Genomic DNA, 25,222 nt, shown 5'->3' with positions numbered 1-25,222 from the left:
TTAGCCACGCCCGCAAGGCGGCGGCGAATGACTTGAACACGCCGCAATTGCATTTCAACCTCTACGCCGAGGGATCGATCGGGGGGTGGGTTGAGCAAAATCGATGTGTTCGTGGCGCCGACGCCCAATCCGGCGCTGATCAGGATCATGACTGTCGTCAATCGGGTCGTCATGCTGCGTGGCATTCCCGGGTTTCGCGACCTGTTGCCGTTCAACCGCGTGGCCGGATTGCGCGGTGTCGCCAATGTCCGCCATATCGACTTTCCCGACGACGACCGGCAGCGGCTGAAGGCCTGTTGCGGCGCAGGCAAGGCAACGTTCATCACGCCCAACCATCCGGAATTCTTCACCGACTGGATGATCGACAAGGAGATCGTCTCGAGGGTAAGTCCGCTCGCGGCATCCTGGGCCACGCATGGCGTCGTCAACGGCCTCGGCCGGATCATGCAGAAATTCTGGCTGGCCAACAATCTGATCGCCCAGATACCCGGCAACAGCGGCGCTGCCAAGGAACACTCGATCGCCTGGGCGCTGAAAGGGCATGGCGTTCTCTTGCATCCCGAAGGCGGCGTCGGCTGGCATGGCAATGTCGTCGCTCCGCTTCTTCCGGGGGCGGTCGAGATGGGGTTCGAAGCGCTCAAGCGCGGTCGCGTCACGGATCAGGATTTCAAAGTCTGGATCGCGCCGGTTGTCTGGAAGCTCGCCTTCACCAAAAATGTCGAGCCGGCGCTGGCGCAGGAATGCGCCTATGTCGAGAAGAGCGTGAAGATTGAGCGTCGTGCCGCCGATACGCTGCCGGAGCGCGTCCACCATATCTATGCGACGCTGCTGTCGCGCGATGAGATTGCCTGCGGCATGGCGCCCGACGAACGGGCTTCGTATGCTACGCGGCACAAGCAATTGCTGCTCGAATTGAGCCGGCGCCTGGGGGAGGGTATTTCGGTCGATCCCGGCGCCAGCGAGATCGCCGAGCTTTTGCGCCGGGCGCGCCGCTGGCTGCGGGAAGGCACCGGCGACGCCGAGCGACAAAAACAGATCCGCTCGCTGGCGGACACGATCCAGCGTCTCCAACGCGTCGGACCGTGGGCCTCAGCCAATCCGCGCATCGCGCAAGAGGAGATCGCAGAGCATCTGAAGCGTATCCGCAACGATTATTGCAAGGGCACGCTGCGCGACACGATCAATTGCTTCGTACCGCAACCGGCCGGGCCGCGCTGCGCGCATATCCGGGTGCCGGAGCCGTTGGGATTGCACGCCTTTCCGGGCTCTATCGACGATGCCCTCGCCGAACTGCACCGGCGCATGCAGGAAACCATCACCACGACCGTGGCCGAACTCGAAGCCGCCGGCAGCTTCATTTTCTATCCGAATCCCTTCTATCATCGCTAGGATTGGCATCTCTAGCATTGGCATCGCTGACGTTGGATTTCGGCTGCGGGTGAGCTGCGGCTCCGCTGATCGGCGCAAGATGAAGGAGTGCGGCAAGCCTCATGGCGGTCTATGTCGACGCGGCGATCTGGAAATGGGTCGGCCACCGCTGGTGTCACCTGCTGGCCGACGACACCGACGAGCTGCATCGTTTTGCGGCACAGCTCGGCGTCAAGCGCTCATCCTATCAGGGGCCGCCGAAGACATCGGCGCCGCACTATGACATAACCGGCTTCGAGCGCGACCGTGCGGTGCGGCTAGGCGCCGTCGAATGCAGCCGCGAGGAGATCGTTGCTGTTTTCCGGCGGGTCCGGGTGCCGAAGGGGAAGATACGACCATGACGTTGACGGCATTTCTGGCTTACTGCGCTGCGATCACATTTGCCGCCGCCACGCCTGGCCCGGCGGTATTCACGGTCATTGCCAACGGCGTTTCGCGCGGGTTCGTTCGCGCGTTCCTGGCCGGCCTCGGTATCGCCGCCGGCGACGCGGTGCTGGTGACTTTGGCGCTGCTCGGTCTGGTGGCACTGGCACAGACCTTCGAATGGGTTTTTCTCATCCTGAAATATGCGGGTGCAGCCTATCTGATGTTTCTTGGCATCAGGATGTGGCGATCGGCTTCCGCGCGATCGAATGGACTGGAGGTTACGCAGGCAAGACTGTCTCGATCGTTTTACCTCGGCATCTCCATCGCATTGGGCAATCCCAAGGCGATCCTGTTCCACGCCTCCATCATGCCGTTGATCCTCGATCTCAATGCAATGAACTTCGCTGAGGGGCTGCTCGTGGTTACGGTCGTGATCGGCGTCAACATTATCACTATGGGCGTCTATGCGGTGCTTGCCGGGCAGGCTTCGGGCTGGTTCAAGACGCCAAGGCGGATGCGCTTGATGAACAGGTTTGCCGGCGGCGCCATGATCGGCACCGGTGCGCTGATCGCCGCACGCTGAGCCGCAAGACACCGCAGCGCTTGCGTTTGCCGCGCATCCCCTCTATATGCGCGCTCATTCCACACACGGACTTTGGTGTCTGCCCGGGAGAAATCCGGCTGAAACCTCCGGTGGCGTTCGAGGACAAAGTCCAGAAATGCCTGTGTCCGTGGAGGCTAACCGGAAAAGGACATAAGAATGGCTCTGCCTGATTTCAGCATGCGCCAGCTTTTGGAAGCTGGCATTCACTTCGGCCACCAGACCCACCGCTGGAACCCGAAGATGGCGCCCTATATCTATGGCGCCCGCAACAACATCCACATCATCGACCTCTCGCAGACAGTGCCGTTGCTGCACCAGGCGCTGAAGCAGGTTTCCGACACCGTCGCCAAGGGCGGCCGCGTGCTGTTCGTCGGCACCAAGCGCCAGGCGTCCGACATCGTTGCCGACGCCGCACAGCGCTCGGCCCAGTACTATGTCAACTCCCGCTGGCTCGGCGGCATGATGACCAACTGGAAGACGATCTCGAACTCCATCCAGCGCCTGCGCAAGCTTGACGAGATGCTGGCTGGCGAGGCCCAGGGGCTCACCAAGAAGGAGCGCCTCAACCTCGACCGCGAGCGCGAGAAGCTCGACAAGGCGCTGGGCGGCATCAAGGACATGGGCTCGACGCCAGACCTGATGTTCGTGATCGACACCAACAAGGAAGCGATCGCCATCCTCGAGGCCAAGCGTCTCGGCATCCCGGTCGTCGCCATCATCGATTCCAACTGCGACCCGGACAAGATCGATTTCCCGATTCCGGGCAATGACGACGCGGCCCGCGCCATCCAGCTCTATTGTGATCTGATCGCCAAGGCTGCAATCGACGGCATTGCTCGCCAGCAGGGCGCGCTTGGCGTCGACGTCGGCGCTTTGGCCGAGGCTCCGATCGAGCCGGCACTCGAGCCGACGCCGGCCGCCGAGACACCGGCCGCCCAGACACCGGAAGCGTAACAGCGAAGGCCGGTTTCGGCCTTCATCTTTCTCATAATTTTGGCGCGCTGAGCGCTGGCGCCAGGCGCATCATCGAAGACCGGTGGTGCGTCGGTGCATTTTAAACGAAGAGGCGACAATGAGCATTTCGGCTGCACAGGTCAAAGAACTCCGCGACTTGACCGGCGCGGGCATGATGGACTGCAAGATGGCGTTGAACGAGACCAACGGCAACATGGAAGAGGCCGTCGACTGGCTGCGCAAGAAGGGCATCTCCAAGGCCGACAAGAAGGCCGGCCGTACCGCGGCCGAAGGCCTCATCGGCGTCGATTCCGGCGTGCGTGAGGCGGCGGTCGTCGAGGTCAACTCCGAGACCGACTTCGTTGCCCGCAACGCTGCCTTCCAGGAGATCGTCGCCAACGTCGCCAAGGTGGCGCTCGCCTATGGCGGCAAGACCGAGGCCGTTGCAGCCGCCCCGTATCCGGGTTCCGACAAGTCGGTTGCCGACACCATCAAGGACGCCGTCGGCACCATTGGCGAGAATCTTGGCTTCCGCCGTTCGGCCAAGCTCACCGTCGAGCAGGGCGCCGTCGCAACCTACGTCCACAATGCGGTTGCCGACGGCCTTGGCAAGCTCGGCGTGCTGGTCGCCATCGAGACGTCAGGCAACGCGCAGGCCGCCAACGCCTTTGCGCGTCAGGTCGCCATGCATGTGGCCGCCACCAACCCGATGGCGCTGACCACGGAAGAACTCGATCCGGCGGCGGTCGAGCGCGAGAAGGCGATCTTCGCCGACCAGGCGCGCCAGTCCGGCAAGCCGGAAGCGATTATCGAGAAGATGGTCGAGGGCCGCCTGCGCAAGTTCTACGAAGAGGTCGTGCTGCTCAAGCAGGCTTTCGTGCTCAATCCCGACATCACCGTCGAGAAGGCGCTGCAGGACGCCGAGAAGGAAATCGGCGCAGCGGCCAAGATCACTGCCTATCTGCGCTTTGCGCTCGGCGAGGGCATCGAGAAGGACGAGACCGATTTTGCGGCGGAAGTCGCGGCGGCGGTCAAGAAGTAAAACGCACTCTATCTTTCTGAACGACTTTACGGCCGGGTGTCCGCGAGGATGCCCGGCCGATTTCTTGCGCGGTATCGATGAAGGCCAGGCGTCGGCGACAGGCCGGCTGGCTATCTGCTCATGCCCGGATCTGCTCATGCAAGATTCTGCATGCACAAGTTGCATTTTCCGGTGTAAGCCAATGGCTGGAAGAGCGTTTGCCGGTTCCGGCGCCGCGTGACATCGCAGCGCCCTTCGTGTATCGGAACGCCAATGTTTCGGGGCAGCGCCTGAGCGGGGAAGCCGCCCCGGGCGCGTCACACGCATAATGATGAGGACCAGATGACGGTGAAGCCCCTCTACCGACGTGTCTTGCTGAAAGCGTCGGGCGAAGCGCTGATGGGTGAACAGCATTTCGGCATCGACGTGTCGGTGGTCGATCGCATCGCCGCCGACATCGCCGAGGCCCGCACCCTTGGCATCGAGGTTGGGGTCGTCATTGGCGGCGGCAACATCTTTCGCGGCGTCGCCGTTGCCTCCAAGGGCGGAGATCGCGTCACCGGCGACCACATGGGCATGCTCGCCACCGTCATCAACTCGCTGGCGCTGCGCACCTCGCTGAACAAGATCGGGGTCGACGCTGTGGTGCTGTCTGCAATCGCCATGCCTGAGCTTTGCGAGAGCTTTTCGCAGCGCCAGGCGACCGCCTACATGAACCAGGGCAAGGTTGTCATCTTTGCCGGCGGCACCGGCAATCCGTTCTTCACCACCGATTCGGCCGCGGCGCTGCGCGCGGCGGAAATCGGCGCCGACGCGCTGTTCAAGGGCACCCAGGTCGATGGCGTCTATTCCGCCGATCCCAAGAAGGACCCGCATGCGACCCGCTTCGAGCGCATCAGCCATGGCGAAGTCATAAAACGCGGTCTTTCGATCATGGATACGGCCGCGATTGCACTTGCGCGCGAAAACAACATCCCGATAATCGTCTATTCGATCCACGAGAAGGGTGGTTTCGGTGATATTCTGAGGGGCGGCGGACGTTGCACGGTCGTCACGGACGACTGATCGGGAGCCCGATGCCGAACCGAAGGTTTTCCGTAGGCGAAAAACGGGAACCGGTTTTCGGATCGAGGCTTGAATACGGGTTACCCTGAAGTGAACCCGGCTAACGGGTCGAGGAGACGATGATGAGTGGCGAATACGATGATCTCAAACGGCGCATGGACGGGGCGATCGCTGCGTTCAAGCACGATCTGGCTTCGCTGCGGACCGGCCGCGCGTCGAGCAACCTGCTCGACGCGATCCAGGTGCAGGCCTACGGCACCACCATGCCGATCAACCAGGTGGCAAACGTGTCGGTGCCGGAGCCGCGCATGATTTCGGTTTCGGTCTGGGACAAGTCGATGGTCGGTGCGGTCGATCGCGCCATCCGTGAATCCAATCTCGGCTTCAATCCGATCGTCGACGGCACCAATCTCAGGATTCCGCTGCCCGAGCTCAACGAACAGCGCCGCAAGGAGTTGGTCAAGATCTCGCATGGTTATGCCGAGAATGCGCGCATCGCCGTGCGCCACGTGCGCCGGGACGGCATGGAATTCCTCAAAAAGGCGGAAAAGGACGGCGATATCAGCGAGGACGATCATCGCAAGCGGTCCGACCAGGTCCAGAAGCTCACCGACGAGATGATCGGCACCATCGACCATCTGCTTTCCGATAAGGAAGCTGAAATCATGCAGGTTTAGGGTCTGGCCACTGCTGGCTCGAAAGCGAGAACATGACAAGCCCCGCGCATGTCGCAATCATCATGGACGGAAACGGACGCTGGGCCAAGGCGCGTGGCTTGCCACGGCTTGCTGGGCATCGTGCCGGCGTCGAGGCGCTGCGCAACACGGTGCGCGCCGCTCCTGGCCTTGGCATCTCGTTCCTCACCGTCTACGCCTTCTCGTCGGAAAACTGGTCGCGGCCGAAGTCCGAAGTCAGCGACCTGATGGGCCTGTTGAAAATCTTCATCCGCCGCGACCTCGCCGAACTGCACCAAAATGGCGTGCGGGTCAGGATCATCGGCGACAGGGCAGGGCTGCAACCTGACATCAGGAGCCTGCTTGAAGAGGCCGAAACGCTGACCGTCCGCAACGACGCTCTGACCCTGGTCATCGCTTTCAACTATGGCGGACGCGACGAGATCGTGCGCACCGCGCGCAAGCTTGCCTCGGCGGTGGCGCGCGGCGAGCTCGACAGCGAGGAGATTACGGCCGGATCCTTTGCCGGCTCTCTCGACACCCAGGGTATTCCGGATCCGGAACTGGTCATCCGCACCAGCGGTGAGCTCAGGCTGTCGAATTTCCTTCTGTGGCAAGCGGCTTACAGCGAACTTGTCTTCCTGCCTTGCTACTGGCCCGATTTCAGCCGCGAGCATTTGGCTGACGCATTGCGCGACTTTGCCGGTCGCGAGCGCCGTTTCGGCGGGCTTGGCGCTGAAGGCGTCGCCGTGACAGCCAAGGGATGAGCAACCTCCAGCTTCGCGTTATTTCTGCCGTCGTGCTTGCGGTCGTTACGCTCGGCCTGACCTGGCTCGGCGGACTGCCCTTCCGGCTGCTTTGCGCCGCCATGACGATCCTGATCTTCTACGAATGGACGCGAATGTGCCGCCCGGTCGCCGCCACGGGTGTTGGTCTTCTGCCGGAAGCGCTGCTTCTGGTTTTCGTCGGCGCCTTGGTCGCCGGCCTGCCGGCGTCCTGGCTGCTGCTTCTTGTGGCGGTGATGGTCGTTGTCACCGTGGTCGTGGCTTCGATGCACCAGACTTCGATGCATCAAACGGGACAGTGGGACGCGTCCGGCCTTGCCTATGCCGCCATTTCCGGACTGTCACTTGCTCTTTTGCGCGACGGCGACCATTCCGGCCTCGTCGCCATTCTCTTCCTGTTCGCGGTGGTTTGGGCGACCGACATAGCAGCTTATTTCGTCGGCCGCGCTGTCGGCGGGCCGAAGCTGGCGCCGTCGATCTCACCCGGCAAGACGCAGAGCGGTGCGCTCGGCGGCGCCGTCGGCGGCGTGGTTGCCGGGCTGCTTCTGGCCGCTGCGGCCGGAGTCGGCAATCTCGCAGTGCTCGGCGTCGTCGCGCTGGTGCTTTCGCTCGTCTCCCAGGCCGGCGACCTTTTCGAATCATGGGTGAAGCGGCGCCACAACCGCAAGGATTCGGGCACGCTGATACCGGGCCATGGCGGCGTCATGGACCGGGTCGACGGGCTTGTCGCGGCGGCTTTCGCCCTGTACGTCATCGGCTGGATTTCGGCGACCGCCGACCATCCGGCACAGTGGCTGTTTCCAGCTTGATCGGCATTGGCTCTTTATCGGCATTGATTCGGGGGCCTGGTTTCTTGACCTGCGCAGGATGCGCCATGGATTCGCCTGGATTGATGCCACAGTCGCGGTACCACCGTGCTGCGGACGAATTTTGAGGACATGAATTGAACGAGCTTCTTCACGCGGTTTTCAGCACGGAGGGCTTTGTCCTCGGCACGCTGGTGCCTTTCCTGTTCGTGCTGACCGTCGTCGTGTTCGTTCACGAGATGGGCCATTATCTCGTCGGCCGCTGGTGCGGCATCGGCGTGAAGGTCTTTTCGATCGGCTTCGGCCCGGAACTCTTCGGCTTTAATGACAGCCATGGCACGCGCTGGAAACTCTGCGCCATTCCACTCGGCGGCTACGTCAAATTCGTCGGCGACATGAACCCCACCTCGAGCCAGCCCAGTTCGGAGGAGATCGAAACGCTGACGGCTGCCGAACGCAAGATCGCTTTTCACACGCAGCCGGTCTGGAAGCGCGCGGCAACTGTGGTGGCTGGCCCGCTGTTCAATTTTCTGCTGACGATCGCCGTCTTCGCGGTGCTGTTTTCCGCCTATGGCCGGCCCGTGCTGGAGCCAATGGTGGCTGAAGTCACTGCGGGCAGCCCAGCGGCCAGGGCCGGCATCCTGCCCGGAGACCGCTTCGTCAGCGTCGACGGCAGCAAGGTCCAGACCTTCGCCGACGTCCAGCGCCGTGTCTCGGGCCGCGGTGGCGACCCCATCACCTTCGTCATGCTGCGCGACGGCAAGGAGATCACCGTTACGGCGACGCCGGAATTGATGGAGCAGCAAGACGGGCTGGGCAACAAGGTCAAGGTGGCGGTGATCGGCGTCGTCAACAACCAGGAATTCGGCCAGCCCAGGCTGATCACTTACAGCCCGGTCGGAGCGGTAGGGGCGGCGGTCGAGGAGACCGGATACATCATTCAGCGCACCGGTCAGTTCCTGAAGCGTTTCGTTGTCGGTCGCGAAGACAAATGCCAGCTGGGCGGCCCAATCAAGATCGCAAAGATGTCGGGGCAGGCGGCAAAACTCGGCTTCGACTGGCTTGTGCAACTTGTCGCGCTGCTGTCGGTCGGGATCGGTATTCTGAACCTTTTGCCGATTCCTCCGCTCGACGGCGGCCATCTCCTGTTCTACGGCGTGGAGGCCATCATTCGGCGACCGGTGTCGGAACGGATGATGGAGTTGGGCTACAGGGCTGGCCTGCTTCTCGTCTTGGGCTTCATGGGGTTCGTTTTCTGGAACGACCTGTTTGGATGCTGAAATCATGAAGAAATTTGGCTTCAGCACAGCCAATGTTGAGACGCCGTTTACCATGCGTGGGGATATGCGTGACGGGAAAGCCACGCAATTGGGTTAAGTAAATACAAATTAACCAGGAGCCTTGCGTGTAGGGAAAATCCGGTTAATACGGTAGGGGAAATTACCGCACGTCCGGTTTTCTCGCCGTGGGGACTTCGAGAAAAGGTACAAAAGCCCGATGAAGGCAGCATCCAAGTTTCTGAGCGCCGCGTCCGCGGTGGCCCTGTCCGCCGCCCTGGTCGTACCAGGTGCGCTCGCAGTGCAGTTCGTTGCCACATCGGCGGCCGAGGCCGCAGTTGTTTCAAGAGTTGAAGTCAGCGGCAATCAGCGTGTCGACGCCGAGACGATCCGCAACTACGTCACGATCAAGCCCGGCAGGCCGTTTTCCAGCGCCGATATCGACGAGGCGGTCAAGGCGCTGTTCGGCACCGGGCTGTTCTCGGACGTCCAGATCAACCAGGTCGGTTCGACGCTGGTCATCAAGGTTTCCGAATATCAGGTCGTGAACCAGGTGCTGTTCCAGGGCAACAAGAAGCTCAAGGACAACGCGCTGGCGGCCGCGGTCCAGTTGAAGCCGCGTGGAACGTTCTCGCAGCAGGCGCTCGATGCCGATGTCGAGGCGGTCAAGGCTGCCTACAGGCGTATCGGCCGCGACGACGCCGCCGTGACCACCCAGATCATGGATCTCGGCGACAACCGCGTGAACGTGGTGTTCAACATCAACGAAGGCGGCCGCACACAGATCGCCGCGATCAATTTCGTCGGCAACAGCGCCTATTCGAGCCGTCGCCTGTCCGATGTCATTTCGACCAAGCGCTCGACCATCCTTTCGTTCGTGCTGCGCGACGACGTCTATGACGAAGACAAGCTCAACGCCGACCAGGAGTTGCTGCGCCGTTTTTATTACAATCACGGCTATGCCGACTTCCAGGTGATTTCCGCGGTCGGCGAGCTCGACGAAACCACCAATAAATACACGGTAACCATCACCGTGCAGGAGGGCGAGCGCTACACCTTCGGCGACATCAGCGTCGAGAGCACGATTCCCGAGGTCGACGGCGCATCGCTGCAATCGGTGGTCGAAACCCACAAGGGCGATGTCTACAACGCCGAGAACGTCGAAGACACCATCATCGCATTAACCGAGAGGGTCGCCGGTTCCGGCTATCCGTTCGCCCAGGTGACGCCGCGCGGCGACCGCAATTTCGAGAACCACACCATTTCAGTGGTCTATACGATCGACCAGGGCACCAAGGCCTATGTCGAGCGCATCGAGATTCGCGGCAACGACCGGACACGCGACTTTGTCATTCGCCGAGAATTCGACGTGAGCGAGGGCGATGCCTTCAACCAGGTTCTCATCCAGCGCGCGAAGAAACGGTTGGAAGCGCTCGATTTTTTTGAGAAAGTCGAGGTTTCGACCGTGCCCGGCTCTGAGCCGGACCAGGTGGTGCTGGTGGTCGACGTGGTCGAGAAGTCGACCGGCGAGTTCTCCGTCGGCGCCGGCTATTCGAGCGGTGGCGACACTGAAGGCCCGACCGTCGAAGGATCGATCAGCGAACGCAACTTCCTCGGACGCGGCCAGTTCATCAAGCTCTCCGCGGGCGGCGGCAAGAATTCGCGCGACTACAGCTTCTCCTTCACCGAGCCCTATTTCCTCGGGCGGCGCATTGCCGCCGGTTTCGATGTCTTCAACCGGACCAGGGAACGCGACGACTACAAGAGCGAGACGCTAGGCGCGACAGTGCGCTTCGGCCTGCCGATCACCGACGACATCTCGACGCAGCTGGCGTACAATATCTCCCAGGAGAAGTACGAGCTCGACGAAGACTGCGAGACCAACGGCGACTACGACCCCCTCAAATGCAACATTTCTACGGCTATCCTGGACGGCATCGCGGAAAGCCCGTGGCTCAAGTCGTCGGTCAGTCTCGGCCTGGTCTACAACACCATCGACGACATGAAGAACCCGCATGAAGGCATCTTCGCCAATGTCACCACGGAATTCGCCGGCCTCGGTGGCGACGCCAAATTCGTCAAGGTGACAACGCGTGGCAGCGTCTACCAGACATTGTCCGAGCAGCTTGATCTGGTGGCGGTGATTTCCGGCGGGGCTGGTCATATCCAAGGCTACGGCGGCGATGGCGACCTGCGCATCTTCGATCATTTCCAGAGCAACGACCGCATGATCCGTGGCTTCGCTTACGGCGGTATCGGCCCGGTCGACAGTGACGACGCCGGCGACCATCTTGGTGGCACCACCTATTTCAATGCCTCGGCGGAAGCCCAGTTCCCAATGCCGGTTATTCCGGAAAGCTTCGGCCTGCGCGGCGCGGTGTTCGCCGACGCGGCGACGCTCTATGGCAGCAAGATCGATGCTTCACTGGTCGATCAGTCGACGGTCGACATGCAGTGGCGCGCCTCTGTCGGCGTCGGCCTGATGTGGGCGTCGCCCTTTGGTCCGATCCGGATCGACTATGCGATCCCGGTCCTCGAGGAGGACACCGACGACGTGCAGGAATTCAACTTCGGCATATCGTCCCGCTTCTGATTGGCGGGCAACGATACTTCCGGGCCGTAGCGGTCCGGAAGAGAGTAATTCGACACTACGGCGCCGCGCATCCTCCTGGACGCGCATAGGACGCTGCAGGACTTTGATTTTGCGCATTATCCTTTCCGAAAATCGATTCCGATTTTCGGGGTCGTGCGCTAGCTGGATATAGCTTCTGGAATGACCGATCCGGTGTTCTTCGCGCCATCACGCCGGTATACGGCTGGCGAAGTCGCGAATCTGACCGGCTCGGTGCTTGTCGATTCCGACCTCTCCGACAGATCGATCGAAGCCTTGGCGCCGGCAAGCGAAGGCGGCGAGCACGCGCTTGTCTTTGTCGATGGCAGACGCAACTTCGCGCTGATGCAATCGCTGCGAGCAGCGGCGGTTCTATGCCCCGCCGAATTTGCCGGCAAAGCGCCGGCCGGTATCGCGGTTCTGATCCATCCGCGCCCGCAACAGGCTTTCGCGATGGTCGGCCGCCTGCTTTTCCCGGCGGCTGCGACACCGGCACCGATGACCGGCGAAACTGGTATATCGCCGCATGCCCATGTCGATCCATCGGCGCGCGTCGAGGCAGGCGCGATCGTCGAGGCCGGCGCGATCATCGGCCCTCGCGCTTCCATCGGCAGCGGAACCGTCATTGCTCCTCATGCCGTTATCGGCCCCTCCTGCCAGTTCGGCCGCGACGGCTATGTCGGCCCAGGCGCCAGCATCCAGTACGCGCTGATCGGCAACCGCGTCATCATTCATGGCGGCGCCCGCATCGGCCAGGACGGTTTTGGCTTCGTGGCCGGCGCCAAGGGTCCGGAGCGTGTGCCGCAAATCGGCCGGGTCGTCATCCAGGACGACGTCGAGATCGGCTCCAATACCACCGTCGATCGCGGCGCCATGTCCGACACGATTATCGGTCAAGGCACCAAGATCGACAATCTGGTCCAGATCGCTCATAACGTCCGCATCGGCCGCAATTGCATAATCGCCGGCCTTTCGGGTATTTCCGGTTCCGTAACGGTGGGCGACAACGTCACCATGGGTGGCGGTGTCGGTCTTGCGGATCATCTGACGGTAGGGACAGGGGCCAAGCTTGCTGCAAGAAGCGGGTTCATGAGCAACGTCCCCGCAGGCGAGATTTGGGGAGGGTACCCGGCGCAGCCGATGGCGGAAGCCATGCGGGAGATCGCGGCTCTGCGAAGACTGGCCAGGGCGCGCAAATCGGGCGACGGAGGGAAGAGCTGAGATGGTTGCGGCGACAACGCTCGAGGCGGTCGACATATTGGGGCTGATGAAGCTCCTGCCGCATCGCTACCCGTTCCTGATGATCGACCGCATCATCGATATCGATGGCGACGAGTCCGCCACCGGCATCAAGAACGTGACCATAAACGAGCCGCATTTCCAAGGTCATTTCCCGGATCAGCCGGTCATGCCCGGCGTGCTGATCGTCGAGGCGATGGCGCAGACGGCCGGCGCCATCTGCATCCGCAGCCTAGGCACCGAAAAACCGTCGCTGGTCTATTTCCTGACCATCGACAACGCCAAATTCCGTAAACCGGTCGTTCCTGGCGACCAGTTGAAGATCCATGTGAAGAAAATCAAGAAACGCGGCAACCTTCTCAAATTCGCCTGCGAGGCTCTAGTCGACGGCGTCAAGGCCGCGGAAGCCGAGATCTCGGCGATGATGGTCGCGAGCGACTGACGATCGAATGCTTATGAAAATCCAGACAGTCATCCATCCATCGTCGGTCATCGAGGCCGGCGCAAAAATCGGCGAAGGCGTCCGCATCGGGCCATTCTGCCACATCAGCGCCGACGCGGTGCTCGGCGACCGCGTCGAACTGGTCAGCCACGTCTCGGTGATCGGCGCGACCACCATCGGTGCGTCGACCAAGGTCTATCCGATGGCGACACTGGGCGCGCCGCCGCAGAACAACAAGCACAAGGGCGGCCGCACCACGCTGGTCGTCGGTGAGAACTGCACGATCCGCGAAGGCGTGACCATGCACGTCGGCACCGATTCCAGCCGCGGCGAGACGACGATCGGTGACAACGGCAACTTCCTTGCCTACGCCCACATCGCCCATGATTGCATCGTCGGCAAGAACGCCACCTTCGCCAATCAGGCGACGTTGGGCGGCCATTGCGAGATCGGCGACAACGTCTATATCGGTGGTCTCAGCGCCGTTCATCAGTTTGTCCGCGTCGGCGACAACGCCTTTCTCGGCGGTTGCTCGGCATTCGTCGGCGATGTCATTCCCTACGCCATCGCCGTCGGCAATCGCGCCAGCCTTCGCGGCCTCAACATCATCGGCCTGAAGCGCGCCGGGCTGCCGCGCTCCGAGATCCACACGCTGCGCAAGGCCTACAGGACGATCTTCGATCGCTCCCGAACTGTCGGCGAAAACATCGAGTTCGCCAAGGCGGAATTCGCCTCGTCACCGACCGCCATGAAGATCATCGATTTCATCGCCAGTCGCGGTAAGCGGCACTATGCCGTCCCGTCGCTCAAGGCCGGCGGCGGCGGCGATGCCGATGACGAAGATTGAGGGCACCCGGACGGGCCTTGATCTCGCGCCAGACGTCAAAGTCGGCATCATTGCCGGCGGCGGCAGTTTGCCGGTCGAAGTCGCCAGGGCGCTTGCTGGGCAAGGCAAGTCTCCCTTCGTGGTAATAGTGGCGGGCGAGGTCGACCGGATAGCCGACTTCGACGCCTATGAGCAGGCGACGTTGAGGCTGGAGGATGTCGGCTCACTGCTGCCGACGCTCAAAAATAGTCATGTTACCCATTTGGTGACAGCGGGCCATATCACACGCCGCCCCAGGCTGAGCGCCATGCGCCTCAATCTCGGCCTGCTCGCCTGGGTGCCCAGCCTTCTTGTCGGCGTAACCCAAGGCGACGACACCGTGTTGAAACTGTTCGTGCGAAGGGTCGAGCGCAGCGGCATCAAGGTGGTCGGCGCCCATGAGATCGTGCCGGAACTGGTCGCCGCCGAAGGCGCGCTGACCAAGGCAGCGCCGCGGAAATCCGACTGGCGCGACATCAAAGCGGCCCACGCAGCGGCAATGGCCATCGGCGCGCTGGATATCGGCCAGGCGGCTGTTGCGATCGGCGGCCGCGCCATCGCGCTGGAAGGCATCGAGGGCACCGACGGATTGCTCGATCGAACACGGCAGTTGCGCGGCCATGGCAGGCTGGCCGGCAGAACGCGCGGCGTCCTGGTCAAATGCGCCAAGCCTGGCCAGGAGTTGCGCGCCGATCTGCCCTCCATCGGCCCGCAGACGATCGAGGCGGCGCATGCCGCCGGACTTGCCGGCATTGCCGTCGAAGCCGGCCGCTCGCTGATTCTTGAAGGCCCGACAGTCGTCGCTCGCGCCAACGCGCTCGGCCTGTTCGTGATCGGCCTGCCTGCTGCGGAGCCGGTGCATGGCGACTGAGCGACCGCTGAAGATCGCCATCGTCGCCGGCGAGGAATCCGGCGATCTGCTTGGCGCCGACATCGTAGAGGCGCTCAAGCGCGTGACCGGCCGCGAGGTCCGGCTCGTCGGCATCGGCGGCCGGCATTTGCAGGCGCTCGGCCTCACGCCGCTGTTTGACGGCGGCGAGATCGCGCTGATGGGATTGAGCGCCATCCTGCGCGATCTGCCGCGCCTGATGCGACGGATCAGCCAGACAGCCGGTGCGGTCGCCAATGAAAAGCCGGACTGCCTCATCACCATAGACAGCCCGGATTTTTCGCTGCGCGTGGCGAAAAAGGTGCGTGCCGCCGATCCGGCAATCCCGATCGTCCACTATGTCTGCCCGAGCGTCTGGGCATGGCGGCCGGGCAGGGCGGTGGCGATGAAACCGTATGTCGACCACATCCTCTGCATCCTGCCTTTCGAAGTGAGGGAACTCGCCCGCCTCGGCGGTCCGACCGGCACCTATGTCGGCCATCGCCTTACCCACGATCCAGGCGTGCTCGGCGCCGCCAAGGCGCAAAGCCTGCCGCGCGACCTGTCCGACGATCGTGTGAAGACACTGCTTGTGCTGCCCGGCTCGCGTCGCGGCGAGGTGCGACGGCTGGCCGGCCCGTTCGGCAAGACGATCTCGATCCTGCGTGCGCGCGGACACCGCTTGCGCCTGCTGTTGCCGACGGTGCCGCATGTCGCCGACCTGGTCAGGGCTTCGGTGGCAAGCTGGGACGAGAAGCCGGAGATCATCCTTGATCCCGAGCGCAAATGGCAGGCCTTCGGCAAGGCCGATGCAGCGCTGATCGCATCGGGAACGGTGTCGCTGGAACTGGCGCTGTCGGGTCTGCCGATGATCTCCTGCTACCGGCTCGATCCGGTCATGCGGATGGCCCAACGCCTGATCACCGTATGGAGCGCCTCCTTGCCCAATCTCATCGCCGACCGCCCGATCGTGCCGGAAAGCTACAACGAATATGTGCGACCGCACTATCTGGCGCGGCAGTTGGAGGCGCTGTTTTCCGACACCGCCTATCGTGCATGGCAGAAGGACGGTTTTGCCGAGGTGGCCAGACGCATGGCCGTCGACAGACCGTCGGGCGACATCGCTGCGGGGGTCGTGATGAGGTGTATCAAGCGGTGAATGGTGAAGTGGTGAATAGTGAATGGTCAAAATCGGCTTGACCATAGGCCACAAAGAGACCCTGCTATTCACTATTCACTATTCACTATTCACCGTTTAGCAATCGGCACGTAGTCGCGTTCCGGCGCACCTGTATAGAGCTGGCGCGGGCGGCCTATCTTCTGGTGCGGATCCTCGATCATCTCCTTCCACTGCGCGATCCAGCCGACGGTGCGGGCGACCGCGAACAGCACGGTGAACATGGTGGTGGGGAAGCCCAGCGCCTTCAGCGTGATGCCGGAATAGAAATCGACGTTCGGATACAGCTTCTTCTCGATGAAGTAGGAATCGGTCAGAGCGATCCTTTCCAGTTCCATGGCGATATCGAGCAGCGGATCGTCCTTGATGCCGAGTTCGCCCAAGACCTCATGTGCGGTCTTCTGCATGATCTTGGCGCGCGGATCGTAGTTTTTGTAGACGCGGTGGCCAAAGCCCATCAATCGGAACGGATCGTTCTTATCCTTGGCGCGGGCGATGAACTCCGGGATGTGGTCGACTTGGCCGATCTCGCCCAGCATGTTCAAGGCTGCCTCGTTGGCGCCGCCATGGGCCGGTCCCCACAGGCAGGCGATGCCGGCGGCGATGCAGGCGAACGGATTGGCGCCGGACGAGCCGGCGAGGCGAACGGTCGAGGTCGAGGCGTTCTGCTCGTGATCGGCGTGCAGGATGAAGATGCGCTCCATCGCACGCGCCAGCACCGGGTTGATCTTGTATTCCTCGCACGGCACGGCAAAGCACATATGCAGGAAGTTGGCCGCGAAATTCAGCTCGTTCTTCGGGTAAATGAAGGGCTGGCCGATGTGGTATTTGTAAGCCATCGCCGCGATCGTCGGCATCTTGGCGATCAGCCGCATCGATGCGACCATGCGCTGGTAGGGGTCCGAGATGTCGGTGGAATCGTGATAGAAAGCTGACAGCGCACCGACCACGCCGCACATCACCGCCATCGGGTGGGCGTCGCGGCGAAAGCCGGTGAAGAAGCGCGACATCTGCTCGTGCACCATGGTGTGGCGCGTCACCCGGTAGTCGAAATCGTCCTTCTGCGCCTTGGTCGGCAGTTCGCCGTAGAGCAGGAGATAACAGACTTCGAGGAAGTCGCCGTGCTCGGCCAACTGGTCGATCGGATAACCGCGATGCAAAAGGATGCCGGCATCGCCATCGATGAAGGTGATTTCCGACTCGCAACTTGCCGTCGAGGTGAAGCCGGGATCGTAGGTGAAGGCCCCGGTAGTGCTGTAAAGCGCGCCGATATCGATGACGTCAGGTCCGACCGAGCCGCTTCGCACCTTGAGTTCGTGAGTTTTGCCGCCGAATTCAAGTTTCGCAGTCGACGCGTGGGTTTTGCCGCCATATTCCATTTTTGTCGCAGCTTCGGACATTGCAAACTCCTTTTTGTGTTCTCATGTCGGCAAAGGCAAAATTTCTGCAACGCAACACGTCGAAAGTATCGGAGTTCGCGCGTTTGCGCCCGCAATTGGATTTGCGTGCCAAATTGGGCCAAGACCTAATGTTGCACTGCGAAACCCACCTTTCAATGCCAATCTTCTTGGGCCAGTTTTGCTAATCGATTTGATCCGCGACGCGCGCCAGGCTTTCCTCGCGGCCAAGCACGGCAAGCACGTCGAACACGCCGGGCGAGGTGCTTTTGCCGGTGAGCGCGGCGCGCAAAGGTTGGGCCACAGCGCCAAGCTTATGGCCGCCGGCGAGCGCATATTGGCGGATCGCCGCTTCGGCCGCTGCGGCCGTCCAATCCCCTGAAATCGCCTTCAGCGCCGCATGGGCGCCCCGCAGGATCTCGCGCGCCTCACCGCCGAGCAGCGCCGCCGCCTTCTCGTCGATCGGCAGCGGCCGCTCGGCAAACAGGAAGGCGGCACCGTCAACCAGCTCGACCAGCGTCTTGGCGCGCTCCTTCAAGCCGGGCAGGGCGGCCAGCAACTGCGCCTTGCGTTTGTCGTCGAGGCGCGCTGCGATCGCCGGGCCGCCTTCAAGATAGGGCAAGGTGTTGATGAAGATATCGAGCAATTCGGCGTCATTCATGCGCCGCATATGCACGCCGTTCAGCGCCTCGAGCTTGGCGAAGTCGAAGCGGGCGGCCCCCTTGTTGACATCGCCGATGTCGAACCACGCAATCATGTCGGCGATCGACATGACCTCGTCGTCGCCGTGGCTCCAGCCGAGCCGCGCCAGGTAGTTGAGCAGTGCCTCGGGCAGATAGCCCATGGCGCGATAGGCTTCGACGCCGAGGGCGCCGTGCCGCTTCGACAGCTTGGCGCCGTCGGCGCCATGGATCAGCGGGATATGCGCCATTGACGGCACCTCCCAGCCCAAGGCTCGATAGATCACCATCTGGCGGGCGGCATTGGTCAGATGGTCGTCGCCGCGGATGATGTGGGTGATGCCCATGTCGTGGTCGTCGACGACGACGGCATGCATATAGGTCGGGTTGCCGTCCGAGCGCAGGATGATGAAATCGTCGAGGTCCTTGTTGGGGAAGCGGACTTCGCCCTGCACGCGGTCATGCACCACCGTCTCGCCTTCGGCCGGCGCCTTGATGCGGATCGCGCCCCTGGCGCCAACCGGCGCCTCTGACGGGTCGCGGTCGCGCCAGCGGCCGTCATAGCGGGGAGGCAAGCCCTTGGCCCGCGCACTCTCGCGCATTGCCTCCAGCTCAGCGGGCGCCGCATAGCAGTAATAGGCTTTGCCGAGGCGCACCAGCTCCTCGGCGACCGCGCGGTGGCGCGGCGCGCGCTCGAACTGCGATACCGGCTCGCCGTCCCAGGTGAGGCCGAGCCAGGAGAGCCCATCGAGGATGGCAGCGGTTGCCGCATCGGTCGAACGCTCGCGATCGGTGTCCTCGATGCGCAGCAGCATCCTGCCGCCGGTGTGTTTCGCATACAGCCAGTTGAACAACGCCGTGCGCGCCCCGCCAATATGCAGGAATCCGGTGGGCGAAGGGGCAAAACGGGTGACGACCTTGTCGGACATGGAACTCTCGGGGCAAGCGCAGGAAACGGATGTGGCTGCGCGGACTTTCGCGCGTTGCGCGTTCATGTAGCATAGGAGGTCAAGGGCGCAAGGGGCGAACCCTATGGCTGGACCAGGCCGCGGCGTGGACGAGAGCGAGGGCGCGAACGCAAGCGTCAGCGAACGATCGCTGTTCGCCGACGTTCCTCACGCTGAGCCGCTACCCGTTTCGCTGCCTGCGTCGCCGCCGGGCATCCAGCCTCTTTCGCCGGATCGCTCGGTGCCGATACCGGCTCCAGCACCCGGCCCTGTCATTCGTTTTCGCCGACAGCTCAGCCATCTTTCACCATCCGGTGTCCGCAACAGCGTGGCCTCGGCAGCCGGCCTGGAACTCGACCGCGGCGTCGCCTTCCTGCTGGTGCCGGTTTTTCTGGCATGCGGGGTGATCGTCTATTTTTCGCTTGCCGTCGAACCGGACTTTGCCCAGCCCGTCGCCGTCGTGGTCCTCACGGCATTGTGTGCGGCCGTCACGCGCTCACGCCGCAAAACGCATCTGTGCTTCATGGCAGCGTTGCTGTGCGCGCTTGGTGTGCTCGCCGCCAAGGTTGAAACCTGGCGCGCCGGAACGAAGATGCTCGGTTCGGAAATCCAGACCCGGCTGACCGGCCGTGTCGTCAGGCTCGACCAGATGGCGAACGGCCGGATCAGGCTGACCATCGACGTGATGTCGACCGCCCGGCCGACACTGCGTTATGCACCCGAACGTGTCAGGGTGTCGGCACGCAAGATTCCCGCTGAGATGACCGCAGGCTCGGTGGCAACCGGCTATGTGAGGCTTCTGCCTCCGACTGGCCCGGTCAGACCGGACAGCTTTGACTTCTCCTTCGACAGCTATTTCGCCGGTATCGGTGCCAGTGGCTTTTTCCTCGGCAGTCCAAAGATCGTCGTCTCCGAAGATGCACCGTTAACCGCACGCCTTTCTTCGTCGATCGAGAAGGCGCGCGAAACCATCGCCGACCATATCAGGGACAGCATCCGTGGTGCCGAGGGGGAGATTGCCGCTGCGCTGATCGTCGGCGTGCGTGCCGGCATCCCCGAAGAGATAAACGAATCGATGCGGCGCACCGGCATCTACCACATCATCTCCATTTCCGGCCTGCACATGGCGCTTGTCGCCGGCACCGTCATGGGATTGCTGCGCGGCGCCTTTGCGCTGTTTCCCGACTTTTCGTCGCGCCGGCCGGTCAAGAAATATGCGGCTGCTGCCGCACTCGTCTCCATCGCTGCCTATCTGATCTTTTCCGGTATCGTGGTCGCGGCTGAACGCAGCTTCATCATGCTGGCGGTAATGCTTGTCGCCGTGCTGTTCGACCGGGCGGCACTCACCATGCGCAACCTGGCGATTTCGGCCATCGTCGTCATCGTCGTGTCGCCGCATGAGGTGGTCGGCGCAAGTTTCCAGATGTCCTTCGCCGCGACTGCGGCTCTCGTGGGCGCCTATGCCGGTTGGTCCGACTACCGGGCCGACAAGGCCAAGGCGCCGCGACAGCGACGGTCACCGGTCGCTTTCGTCACGCGCAAACTCGTCGCTGGGGCAGGCACCATCGCAATGACCTCCATCATTGCCGGCAGCGCCACCGCGCTGTTCGCCATCTGGCACTTCCAGCGCGTCTCGCCGCTCAGCCTGTTCGCCAATCTGGCCGTCATGCCGATCGTCACGATCGTCATGTTCCTGGCCGTCCTCAGCGCCTTGGCAATGCCTTTCGGCCTCGACGGCCCTTTCCTCTACATGATGGGCAAGGGCCTGACGGCGATGATCGCAATTTCGGGATGGATCTCGGAGCGTTCGCCGGTCGATGCAGTCGGACTGATTTCGTTGCAATCGGTCCTGCTGGTGACAGTCGCCCTGGTCATAGCCACGATGGCGACGACATGGCTGCGGCTTGCCGCACTTCCCTTTGCGCTCGCCGGCCTGCTGACGATTTCCGAGACGCGCACCCCCGACGTGCTGATTTCGGAGGATGCGCATCTGGTGGCGCTGCCGATCGGCGGCGGCGAACTTGCCGTCAACCGGATGCGTTCGAACGAATTCACCACCGACAACTGGAAACATGCGCTGGTTTCAACAACGATCATCGAGCCGGAGACATTCGAAAAAGGAGATGTGCAGTTCGACATCGCCGACCCGGCCGACCTGCCGTCGGGAGCGCCTTTCACCTGCACTGCCGGCCTGTGCTTGGCCCGGCATCCGTCCGGCGCGCTCATTGCGCTCGCCGACGACCGGAAAACCGCGCGGCCGGCCTGTGCCTTTGCGGATTTGATCGTCATCGACGACGCCACAGCCTATTACAAACCCTGCCGCAACCCGCTGGTTCTCGTCGTCACCAAACGGCAGCTCGCTCGCATGGGCAGCGCCGCCGTCTTCTTCGATCCGCTATCGGCGACGACGCGCGCAGAAATCCGTTTTGCCGTCAGACAGCCATACAGGCCCTGGCATGAGCAGCGGCGATTTTCGCGCGAGGCAAGGGGCCTGCCTCCATACCGCAGGGCCAAGAAACCCCAGAAGCCTGCCCTTCAGTAACGCCGGATCAGTCCGACGAGCTTGCCCTGCACCTTGACCCGGTCCGGCCCGAAGATGCGCGTCTCGTAGGCCGGATTGGCGGCTTCCAGTGCGATCGAGGCACCTTTGCGGCGGAATCGTTTCAGCGTCGCTTCCTCCTCGTCGACCAGAGCGACAATGATCTCGCCAGGCTGGGCGGTGTCGGCGTTGCGGATGATGACCGTGTCGCCGTCGAAGATGCCGGCCTCGATCATCGAATCACCCTTGACCTCCAGCGCGTAGTGGGTGCCGCCGGTGATCATGTCCGGTGGCACCGAGATCGAATGCGTCTGGTGCTGGATGGCGTCGATCGGCACACCGGCAGCGATGCGGCCCATCACCGGTATGGAGACGGTGGCAACGACGTCGTCGTCATTGCCGGCAGCACGCATGCGCGAAGGCGCCGGCTTGATCTGGCGTCCGAGGCCGCCCTGTCCAAGCCCGCCCTGGCCAAGGCTGCCTTGAATGACGCTCGGCGAGAATTTGCGCGCCGCATTGAGGCCCGGCGCGATCGAATCGGGCAGCCGCAGCACCTCCAGCGCGCGGGCGCGGTTGGGCAGGCGGCGAATGAAACCGCGTTCCTCCAGCGCCGTGATCAGCCGGTGGATCCCTGATTTGGAGGCGAGGTCGAGCGCTTCCTTCATCTCGTCGAACGAGGGCGGAATGCCGCTTTCCTTCAGCCGTTCGTGAATGAACATCAGCAGTTCATGTTGTTTGCGTGTCAGCATCGCGACCCCCAACAGAATCAGAAAAACAAACCCAGAACAAACACTATCTGTTCCAGTTGTGTTCCGCAACCATTTAAAGTTTAATGAATGTGTTGACGGTTTGTTCAGCGTAGCATCAGCACGCTGCAGGCGGCGCCCGCTGCGGCTGCGGGAGCGAATGGCTCGCGCACGACCAGTCCGTTGGCGTCGGCCAGCATTCTGAGCATCGAGGAATCCTGGATACTGAACGGCGTTGCCTCAAGCGTGCCGGCTTCTTCCTTCACCACCGCGCGTACATAGTCCTGCCTGAGATCGTTGGCCGGCATGGCGGCGCCGAGCCGCGCCTGACGCATGTCCTGGCGGAAGGCGCGGCCGCCGAGCCGCGCCAGCAGCGGCTTCAGAAAGAGCTGCGTGCAGACCAGGCTGGCCACCGGATTGCCGGGCAGGCCGATGCAACGGATGGCACCCAGCCGCCCGAACATCAGTGGCTTGCCGGGCCGCATGGCGATTTTCCAGAAATCAAGCGCCATGCCTTCGCCGGTCAGCACGTCATGGACGAGGTCATGGTCCCCGACCGAGGCGCCGCCCAGCGTGACGATGACGTCCGCGCCTGCGTCGACGGCTTTTGTCACCAGCGCGGCGATCGCCTCCTTGCGATCGGGGGCGATGCCGAGATCGAGTGCGCTGGCGCCGACCGAGCGGGCCGCGGCGGCGACGCCAAAGGCATTGGAGGAGATGATCTGGTCGGGGCCAAGGTCGCTGCCCGGCGGCAGCAATTCGTCGCCGGTGGCGATGATGGCGACCAGCGGCCGTTTCACCACGCGGACCTGCTGGTGGTTGGCCGACGCCGCCAGCGACAATGCCGCCGGATCAAGCAGGCGGCCTTTCTCCAGCAGCATGTCGCCCTGCGAGAAATCGAGCCCGAGGCGGCGGATGTTGCGGCCTTCAACCGTCGGCGCGGTCACTTCGACGATGCCGCCACCGAGGTCGCGGACATTCTCCTGGATGACGATGGTGTCGGCGCCTGCGGGAAGCGGCGCGCCGGTGAAGATGCGCACGGCCTGCGCCGGGCCGACCGTTCCGGTAAAGCCGCGACCGGCCGGCGCCATGCCGATCACCGAAAGTCTCGCGGGCACGGACGCGACATCGTCGGCCCGCACGGCATAGCCGTCCATGGCCGACGCGTTGAATGGCGGCTGGGTGCGGAGCGCCATGAGCGGCTCCGCCAGCACGCGGTCGGCGGCATCCATCAGCGCGACGCTTTCAGCCTGCAAGGGCGCAGCATCCGCAAGCAGGTGCTCGAGCGCCTCGGCGACCGCAAGCAGCGCCATTATTGGCCTGCCCCCTGGGCATCCGCCTTGTAGTCGGCGGATTTGCCGCCGGTCTTTTCCACCAGCCTGATGCCGGAGATCGCCATGCCGCGATCGACCGCCTTGGCCATATCATAGATGGTCAGGCAGGCGACCGAGACGGCGGTCAGCGCTTCCATCTCGACGCCGGTCTTGCCGGTGACGCGGGCCAGCGCCGTGACCTTCAGGCCGGGCAGCGTCGCGTCAGGTTCGATGTCTACCGATATCTTGGTCAACAGCAGCGGATGGCAGAGCGGGATCAGCTCATGCGTCCTCTTGGCCGCCATGATGCCGGCGATGCGCGCCGTGCCCAGCACGTCGCCCTTCTTGGCATCGCCGTCGAGAATCATTTTCAGCGTTTCGGGCCGCATCGAGACAAGACCTTCGGCGATTGCCGTGCGGGTCGTCTCCGCCTTGTCGCCGACATCGACCATATTGGCTTCGCCTTCCGCGCCAAGATGGGTGAGGGCGGCCGACATCGTCAGGTCACCCTGGAGCGACGTGCGTCCGTTTGGACGCACAAACTACGCTCTGACGCTTTGTATCTATGCATCATGCTCTCCGAACATCGATTCCGATTTTCGGGCAGATGCATTGGCGGGCGCCTTGCCCGTCAAAAGCAGGTGCGTCGCAGTGGCCACGTCCTGTTGCCGCATCAGGCTCTCGCCGACGAGGAAAGTGCCAATGTCGCTCCGTTCCAGCCTGCGGCAGTCCTGGTGCGAGAAAATACCGCTCTCGCTGACCAGCAGCCGGTCGGCCGGCACCATCGCCGCGAGCCGCTCCGATGTCTCGATGCTGGTTTCGAACGTCCGCAGATTGCGGTTATTGATTCCGATCAGCCGCGACGACAGTTTCAGCGCGCGTTCCGTCTCGGCCTCGTCATGAACCTCGACCAGCGCATCCATGCCGAGCTCGAACGCCGTCGTTTCGAGTTCCCTGGCCACGGCGTCATCGACGCTCGCCATGATGATCAGGATGGCGTCCGCGCCCCACGCACGGGCCTCGAACACCTGATAGGGCTCGAACAGAAAATCCTTGCGCAAAGCCGGCAATGTCACGGCGCTGCGCGCATCGGTGAGGAATTCAGGCGCCCCCTGGAAAGACGGCGCATCGGTCAGCACCGACAGGCAGGCAGCCCCACCTTTGGCATAGGCCGTGGCCAGCGCCGGCGGATCGAAATCGGCGCGGATCAGGCCCTTGGACGGGCTCGCCTTCTTGATCTCGGCGATCAGCGCGAAACTGCCGGATTTGCGTTTGGCTTCAAGGGCCGAGAGAAAGCCGCGTGGTGCGTCGGTATCCTTTGCCCGCGCCTTGATTTCGGCAAGCGGCACCCGCGCCTTCGCCGCCGCGATCTCGTCGCGCTTGTAGGCTTCGATCTTGCGCAGGATATCAGACACGGC

General features: G+C 62.9%; 23 protein-coding genes. 17 read left to right on the top strand and 6 right to left on the bottom strand.

The annotated features are described in order from the left end of the window. Window positions 1-90 precede the first annotated feature (90 nt). The 16 genes from AC0L2A_RS07705 to lpxB all read left to right on the top strand — a co-directional run bounded on the left by AC0L2A_RS07705 (window position 91) and on the right by lpxB (window position 16,164). On the top strand, window positions 91-1,389 hold the full coding sequence (locus tag AC0L2A_RS07705) for a hypothetical protein (protein ID WP_473608213.1): 1,299 nt from the start codon (window positions 91-93) through the stop codon (window positions 1,387-1,389). Window positions 1,390-1,490: 101 nt separating this feature from the next. Continuing rightward, window positions 1,491-1,769, top strand: a complete 279-nt coding sequence (locus AC0L2A_RS07700) for a DUF4031 domain-containing protein (RefSeq protein ID WP_027151900.1) — start codon at window positions 1,491-1,493, stop codon at window positions 1,767-1,769. Next, complete coding sequence (locus tag AC0L2A_RS07695) at window positions 1,766-2,377, top strand: LysE family translocator (RefSeq protein WP_473608212.1); 612 nt, start codon at window positions 1,766-1,768, stop codon at window positions 2,375-2,377. The genes AC0L2A_RS07700 and AC0L2A_RS07695 overlap by 4 nt, the downstream gene beginning before the upstream one ends. A 177-nt stretch (window positions 2,378-2,554) precedes the next feature. Then, window positions 2,555-3,352: a 30S ribosomal protein S2 gene (gene rpsB, locus AC0L2A_RS07690; RefSeq protein WP_027151898.1), complete on the top strand. Its 798-nt coding sequence runs from the start codon at window positions 2,555-2,557 to the stop codon at window positions 3,350-3,352. 118 nt (window positions 3,353-3,470) lie between these two features. After that, on the top strand, window positions 3,471-4,394 hold the full coding sequence (gene tsf, locus AC0L2A_RS07685; protein ID WP_473608211.1) for a translation elongation factor Ts: 924 nt from the start codon (window positions 3,471-3,473) through the stop codon (window positions 4,392-4,394). Window positions 4,395-4,715: 321 nt separating this feature from the next. Continuing rightward, window positions 4,716-5,438 carry a UMP kinase gene (gene pyrH / locus AC0L2A_RS07680; protein ID WP_023801221.1) on the top strand — a complete coding sequence of 241 codons (723 nt, stop codon included), beginning with the start codon at window positions 4,716-4,718 and terminating at the stop codon, window positions 5,436-5,438. 122 nt (window positions 5,439-5,560) lie between these two features. After that, window positions 5,561-6,115, top strand: a complete 555-nt coding sequence (gene frr, locus AC0L2A_RS07675; RefSeq protein WP_077384157.1) for a ribosome recycling factor — start codon at window positions 5,561-5,563, stop codon at window positions 6,113-6,115. Window positions 6,116-6,147: 32 nt separating this feature from the next. Further along, window positions 6,148-6,879, top strand: a complete 732-nt coding sequence (locus AC0L2A_RS07670; RefSeq protein ID WP_473608209.1) for an isoprenyl transferase — start codon at window positions 6,148-6,150, stop codon at window positions 6,877-6,879. After that, the gene (locus tag AC0L2A_RS07665) at window positions 6,876-7,706 is read left to right on the top strand and encodes a phosphatidate cytidylyltransferase (protein ID WP_473608208.1); all 831 of its coding nucleotides are present in this window, start codon (window positions 6,876-6,878) and stop codon (window positions 7,704-7,706) included. Before AC0L2A_RS07670 ends, AC0L2A_RS07665 begins: the two co-directional genes overlap by 4 nt. A gap of 134 nt (window positions 7,707-7,840) precedes the next feature. Continuing rightward, entirely contained in the window at window positions 7,841-8,983 is a 1,143-nt protein-coding gene (gene rseP / locus AC0L2A_RS07660; RefSeq protein WP_473608207.1) for an RIP metalloprotease RseP, read from the top strand. Window positions 8,984-9,200: 217 nt separating this feature from the next. Next, window positions 9,201-11,573, top strand: a complete 2,373-nt coding sequence (gene bamA, locus AC0L2A_RS07655) for an outer membrane protein assembly factor BamA (protein WP_091593793.1) — start codon at window positions 9,201-9,203, stop codon at window positions 11,571-11,573. A 180-nt stretch (window positions 11,574-11,753) separates the two neighbouring features. Further along, on the top strand, window positions 11,754-12,812 hold the full coding sequence (gene lpxD / locus AC0L2A_RS07650) for a UDP-3-O-(3-hydroxymyristoyl)glucosamine N-acyltransferase (protein WP_473608205.1): 1,059 nt from the start codon (window positions 11,754-11,756) through the stop codon (window positions 12,810-12,812). A 1-nt stretch (window position 12,813) separates the two neighbouring features. Next, the gene (gene fabZ / locus AC0L2A_RS07645; protein WP_023801228.1) at window positions 12,814-13,272 is read left to right on the top strand and encodes a 3-hydroxyacyl-ACP dehydratase FabZ; all 459 of its coding nucleotides are present in this window, start codon (window positions 12,814-12,816) and stop codon (window positions 13,270-13,272) included. Between the two features lie 13 nt (window positions 13,273-13,285). Next, window positions 13,286-14,119 (top strand): acyl-ACP--UDP-N-acetylglucosamine O-acyltransferase, encoded by an 834-nt coding sequence (gene lpxA / locus AC0L2A_RS07640; RefSeq protein WP_473608204.1) that lies wholly within the window; start codon window positions 13,286-13,288, stop codon window positions 14,117-14,119. Continuing rightward, a complete protein-coding gene (locus AC0L2A_RS07635; protein ID WP_473608202.1) occupies window positions 14,106-15,008 on the top strand; it encodes an LpxI family protein in 903 nt (300 codons plus the stop codon). The genes lpxA and AC0L2A_RS07635 overlap by 14 nt, the downstream gene beginning before the upstream one ends. Beyond that, the gene (gene lpxB, locus AC0L2A_RS07630) at window positions 14,998-16,164 is read left to right on the top strand and encodes a lipid-A-disaccharide synthase (protein WP_473608201.1); all 1,167 of its coding nucleotides are present in this window, start codon (window positions 14,998-15,000) and stop codon (window positions 16,162-16,164) included. The genes AC0L2A_RS07635 and lpxB overlap by 11 nt, the downstream gene beginning before the upstream one ends. Window positions 16,165-16,253: 89 nt before the next feature. On the opposite strand, the gene gltA is transcribed toward lpxB, so the two are convergent. Both gltA and gltX read right to left on the bottom strand, forming a co-directional pair. After that, a complete protein-coding gene (gene gltA, locus AC0L2A_RS07625) occupies window positions 16,254-17,582 on the bottom strand; it encodes a citrate synthase (RefSeq protein WP_473490194.1) in 1,329 nt (442 codons plus the stop codon). Between the two features lie 181 nt (window positions 17,583-17,763). Further along, on the bottom strand, window positions 17,764-19,188 hold the full coding sequence (gene gltX, locus AC0L2A_RS07620) for a glutamate--tRNA ligase (protein ID WP_473608200.1): 1,425 nt from the start codon (window positions 19,186-19,188) through the stop codon (window positions 17,764-17,766). 103 nt (window positions 19,189-19,291) lie between these two features. Here gltX and AC0L2A_RS07615 point away from each other — a divergent pair, with 103 nt between their 5' ends. Then, window positions 19,292-21,748: a ComEC/Rec2 family competence protein gene (locus AC0L2A_RS07615; protein ID WP_473608199.1), complete on the top strand. Its 2,457-nt coding sequence runs from the start codon at window positions 19,292-19,294 to the stop codon at window positions 21,746-21,748. Here AC0L2A_RS07615 and lexA read toward each other — a convergent pair. The 4 genes from lexA to trpC all read right to left on the bottom strand — a co-directional run bounded on the left by lexA (window position 21,742) and on the right by trpC (window position 25,219). Beyond that, a complete protein-coding gene (gene lexA / locus AC0L2A_RS07610; RefSeq protein ID WP_027151887.1) occupies window positions 21,742-22,494 on the bottom strand; it encodes a transcriptional repressor LexA in 753 nt (250 codons plus the stop codon). The genes AC0L2A_RS07615 and lexA overlap by 7 nt on opposite strands. Before the next feature lie 104 nt (window positions 22,495-22,598). Beyond that, complete coding sequence (locus tag AC0L2A_RS07605; protein ID WP_473608197.1) at window positions 22,599-23,804, bottom strand: molybdopterin molybdotransferase MoeA; 1,206 nt, start codon at window positions 23,802-23,804, stop codon at window positions 22,599-22,601. After that, window positions 23,804-24,301 carry a cyclic pyranopterin monophosphate synthase MoaC gene (gene moaC, locus AC0L2A_RS07600; protein WP_473608196.1) on the bottom strand — a complete coding sequence of 166 codons (498 nt, stop codon included), beginning with the start codon at window positions 24,299-24,301 and terminating at the stop codon, window positions 23,804-23,806. Before moaC ends, AC0L2A_RS07605 begins: the two co-directional genes overlap by 1 nt. Window positions 24,302-24,367: 66 nt before the next feature. Next, a complete protein-coding gene (gene trpC / locus AC0L2A_RS07595) occupies window positions 24,368-25,219 on the bottom strand; it encodes an indole-3-glycerol phosphate synthase TrpC (RefSeq protein ID WP_473608194.1) in 852 nt (283 codons plus the stop codon). Between the last annotated feature and the right edge of the window lie 3 nt (window positions 25,220-25,222).

Source organism: Mesorhizobium sp. WSM4844 (assembly GCF_055811775.1).
Note: the sequence above shows the minus strand (reverse complement) of the source record. Positions and strands in the feature narration are given on the sequence as shown.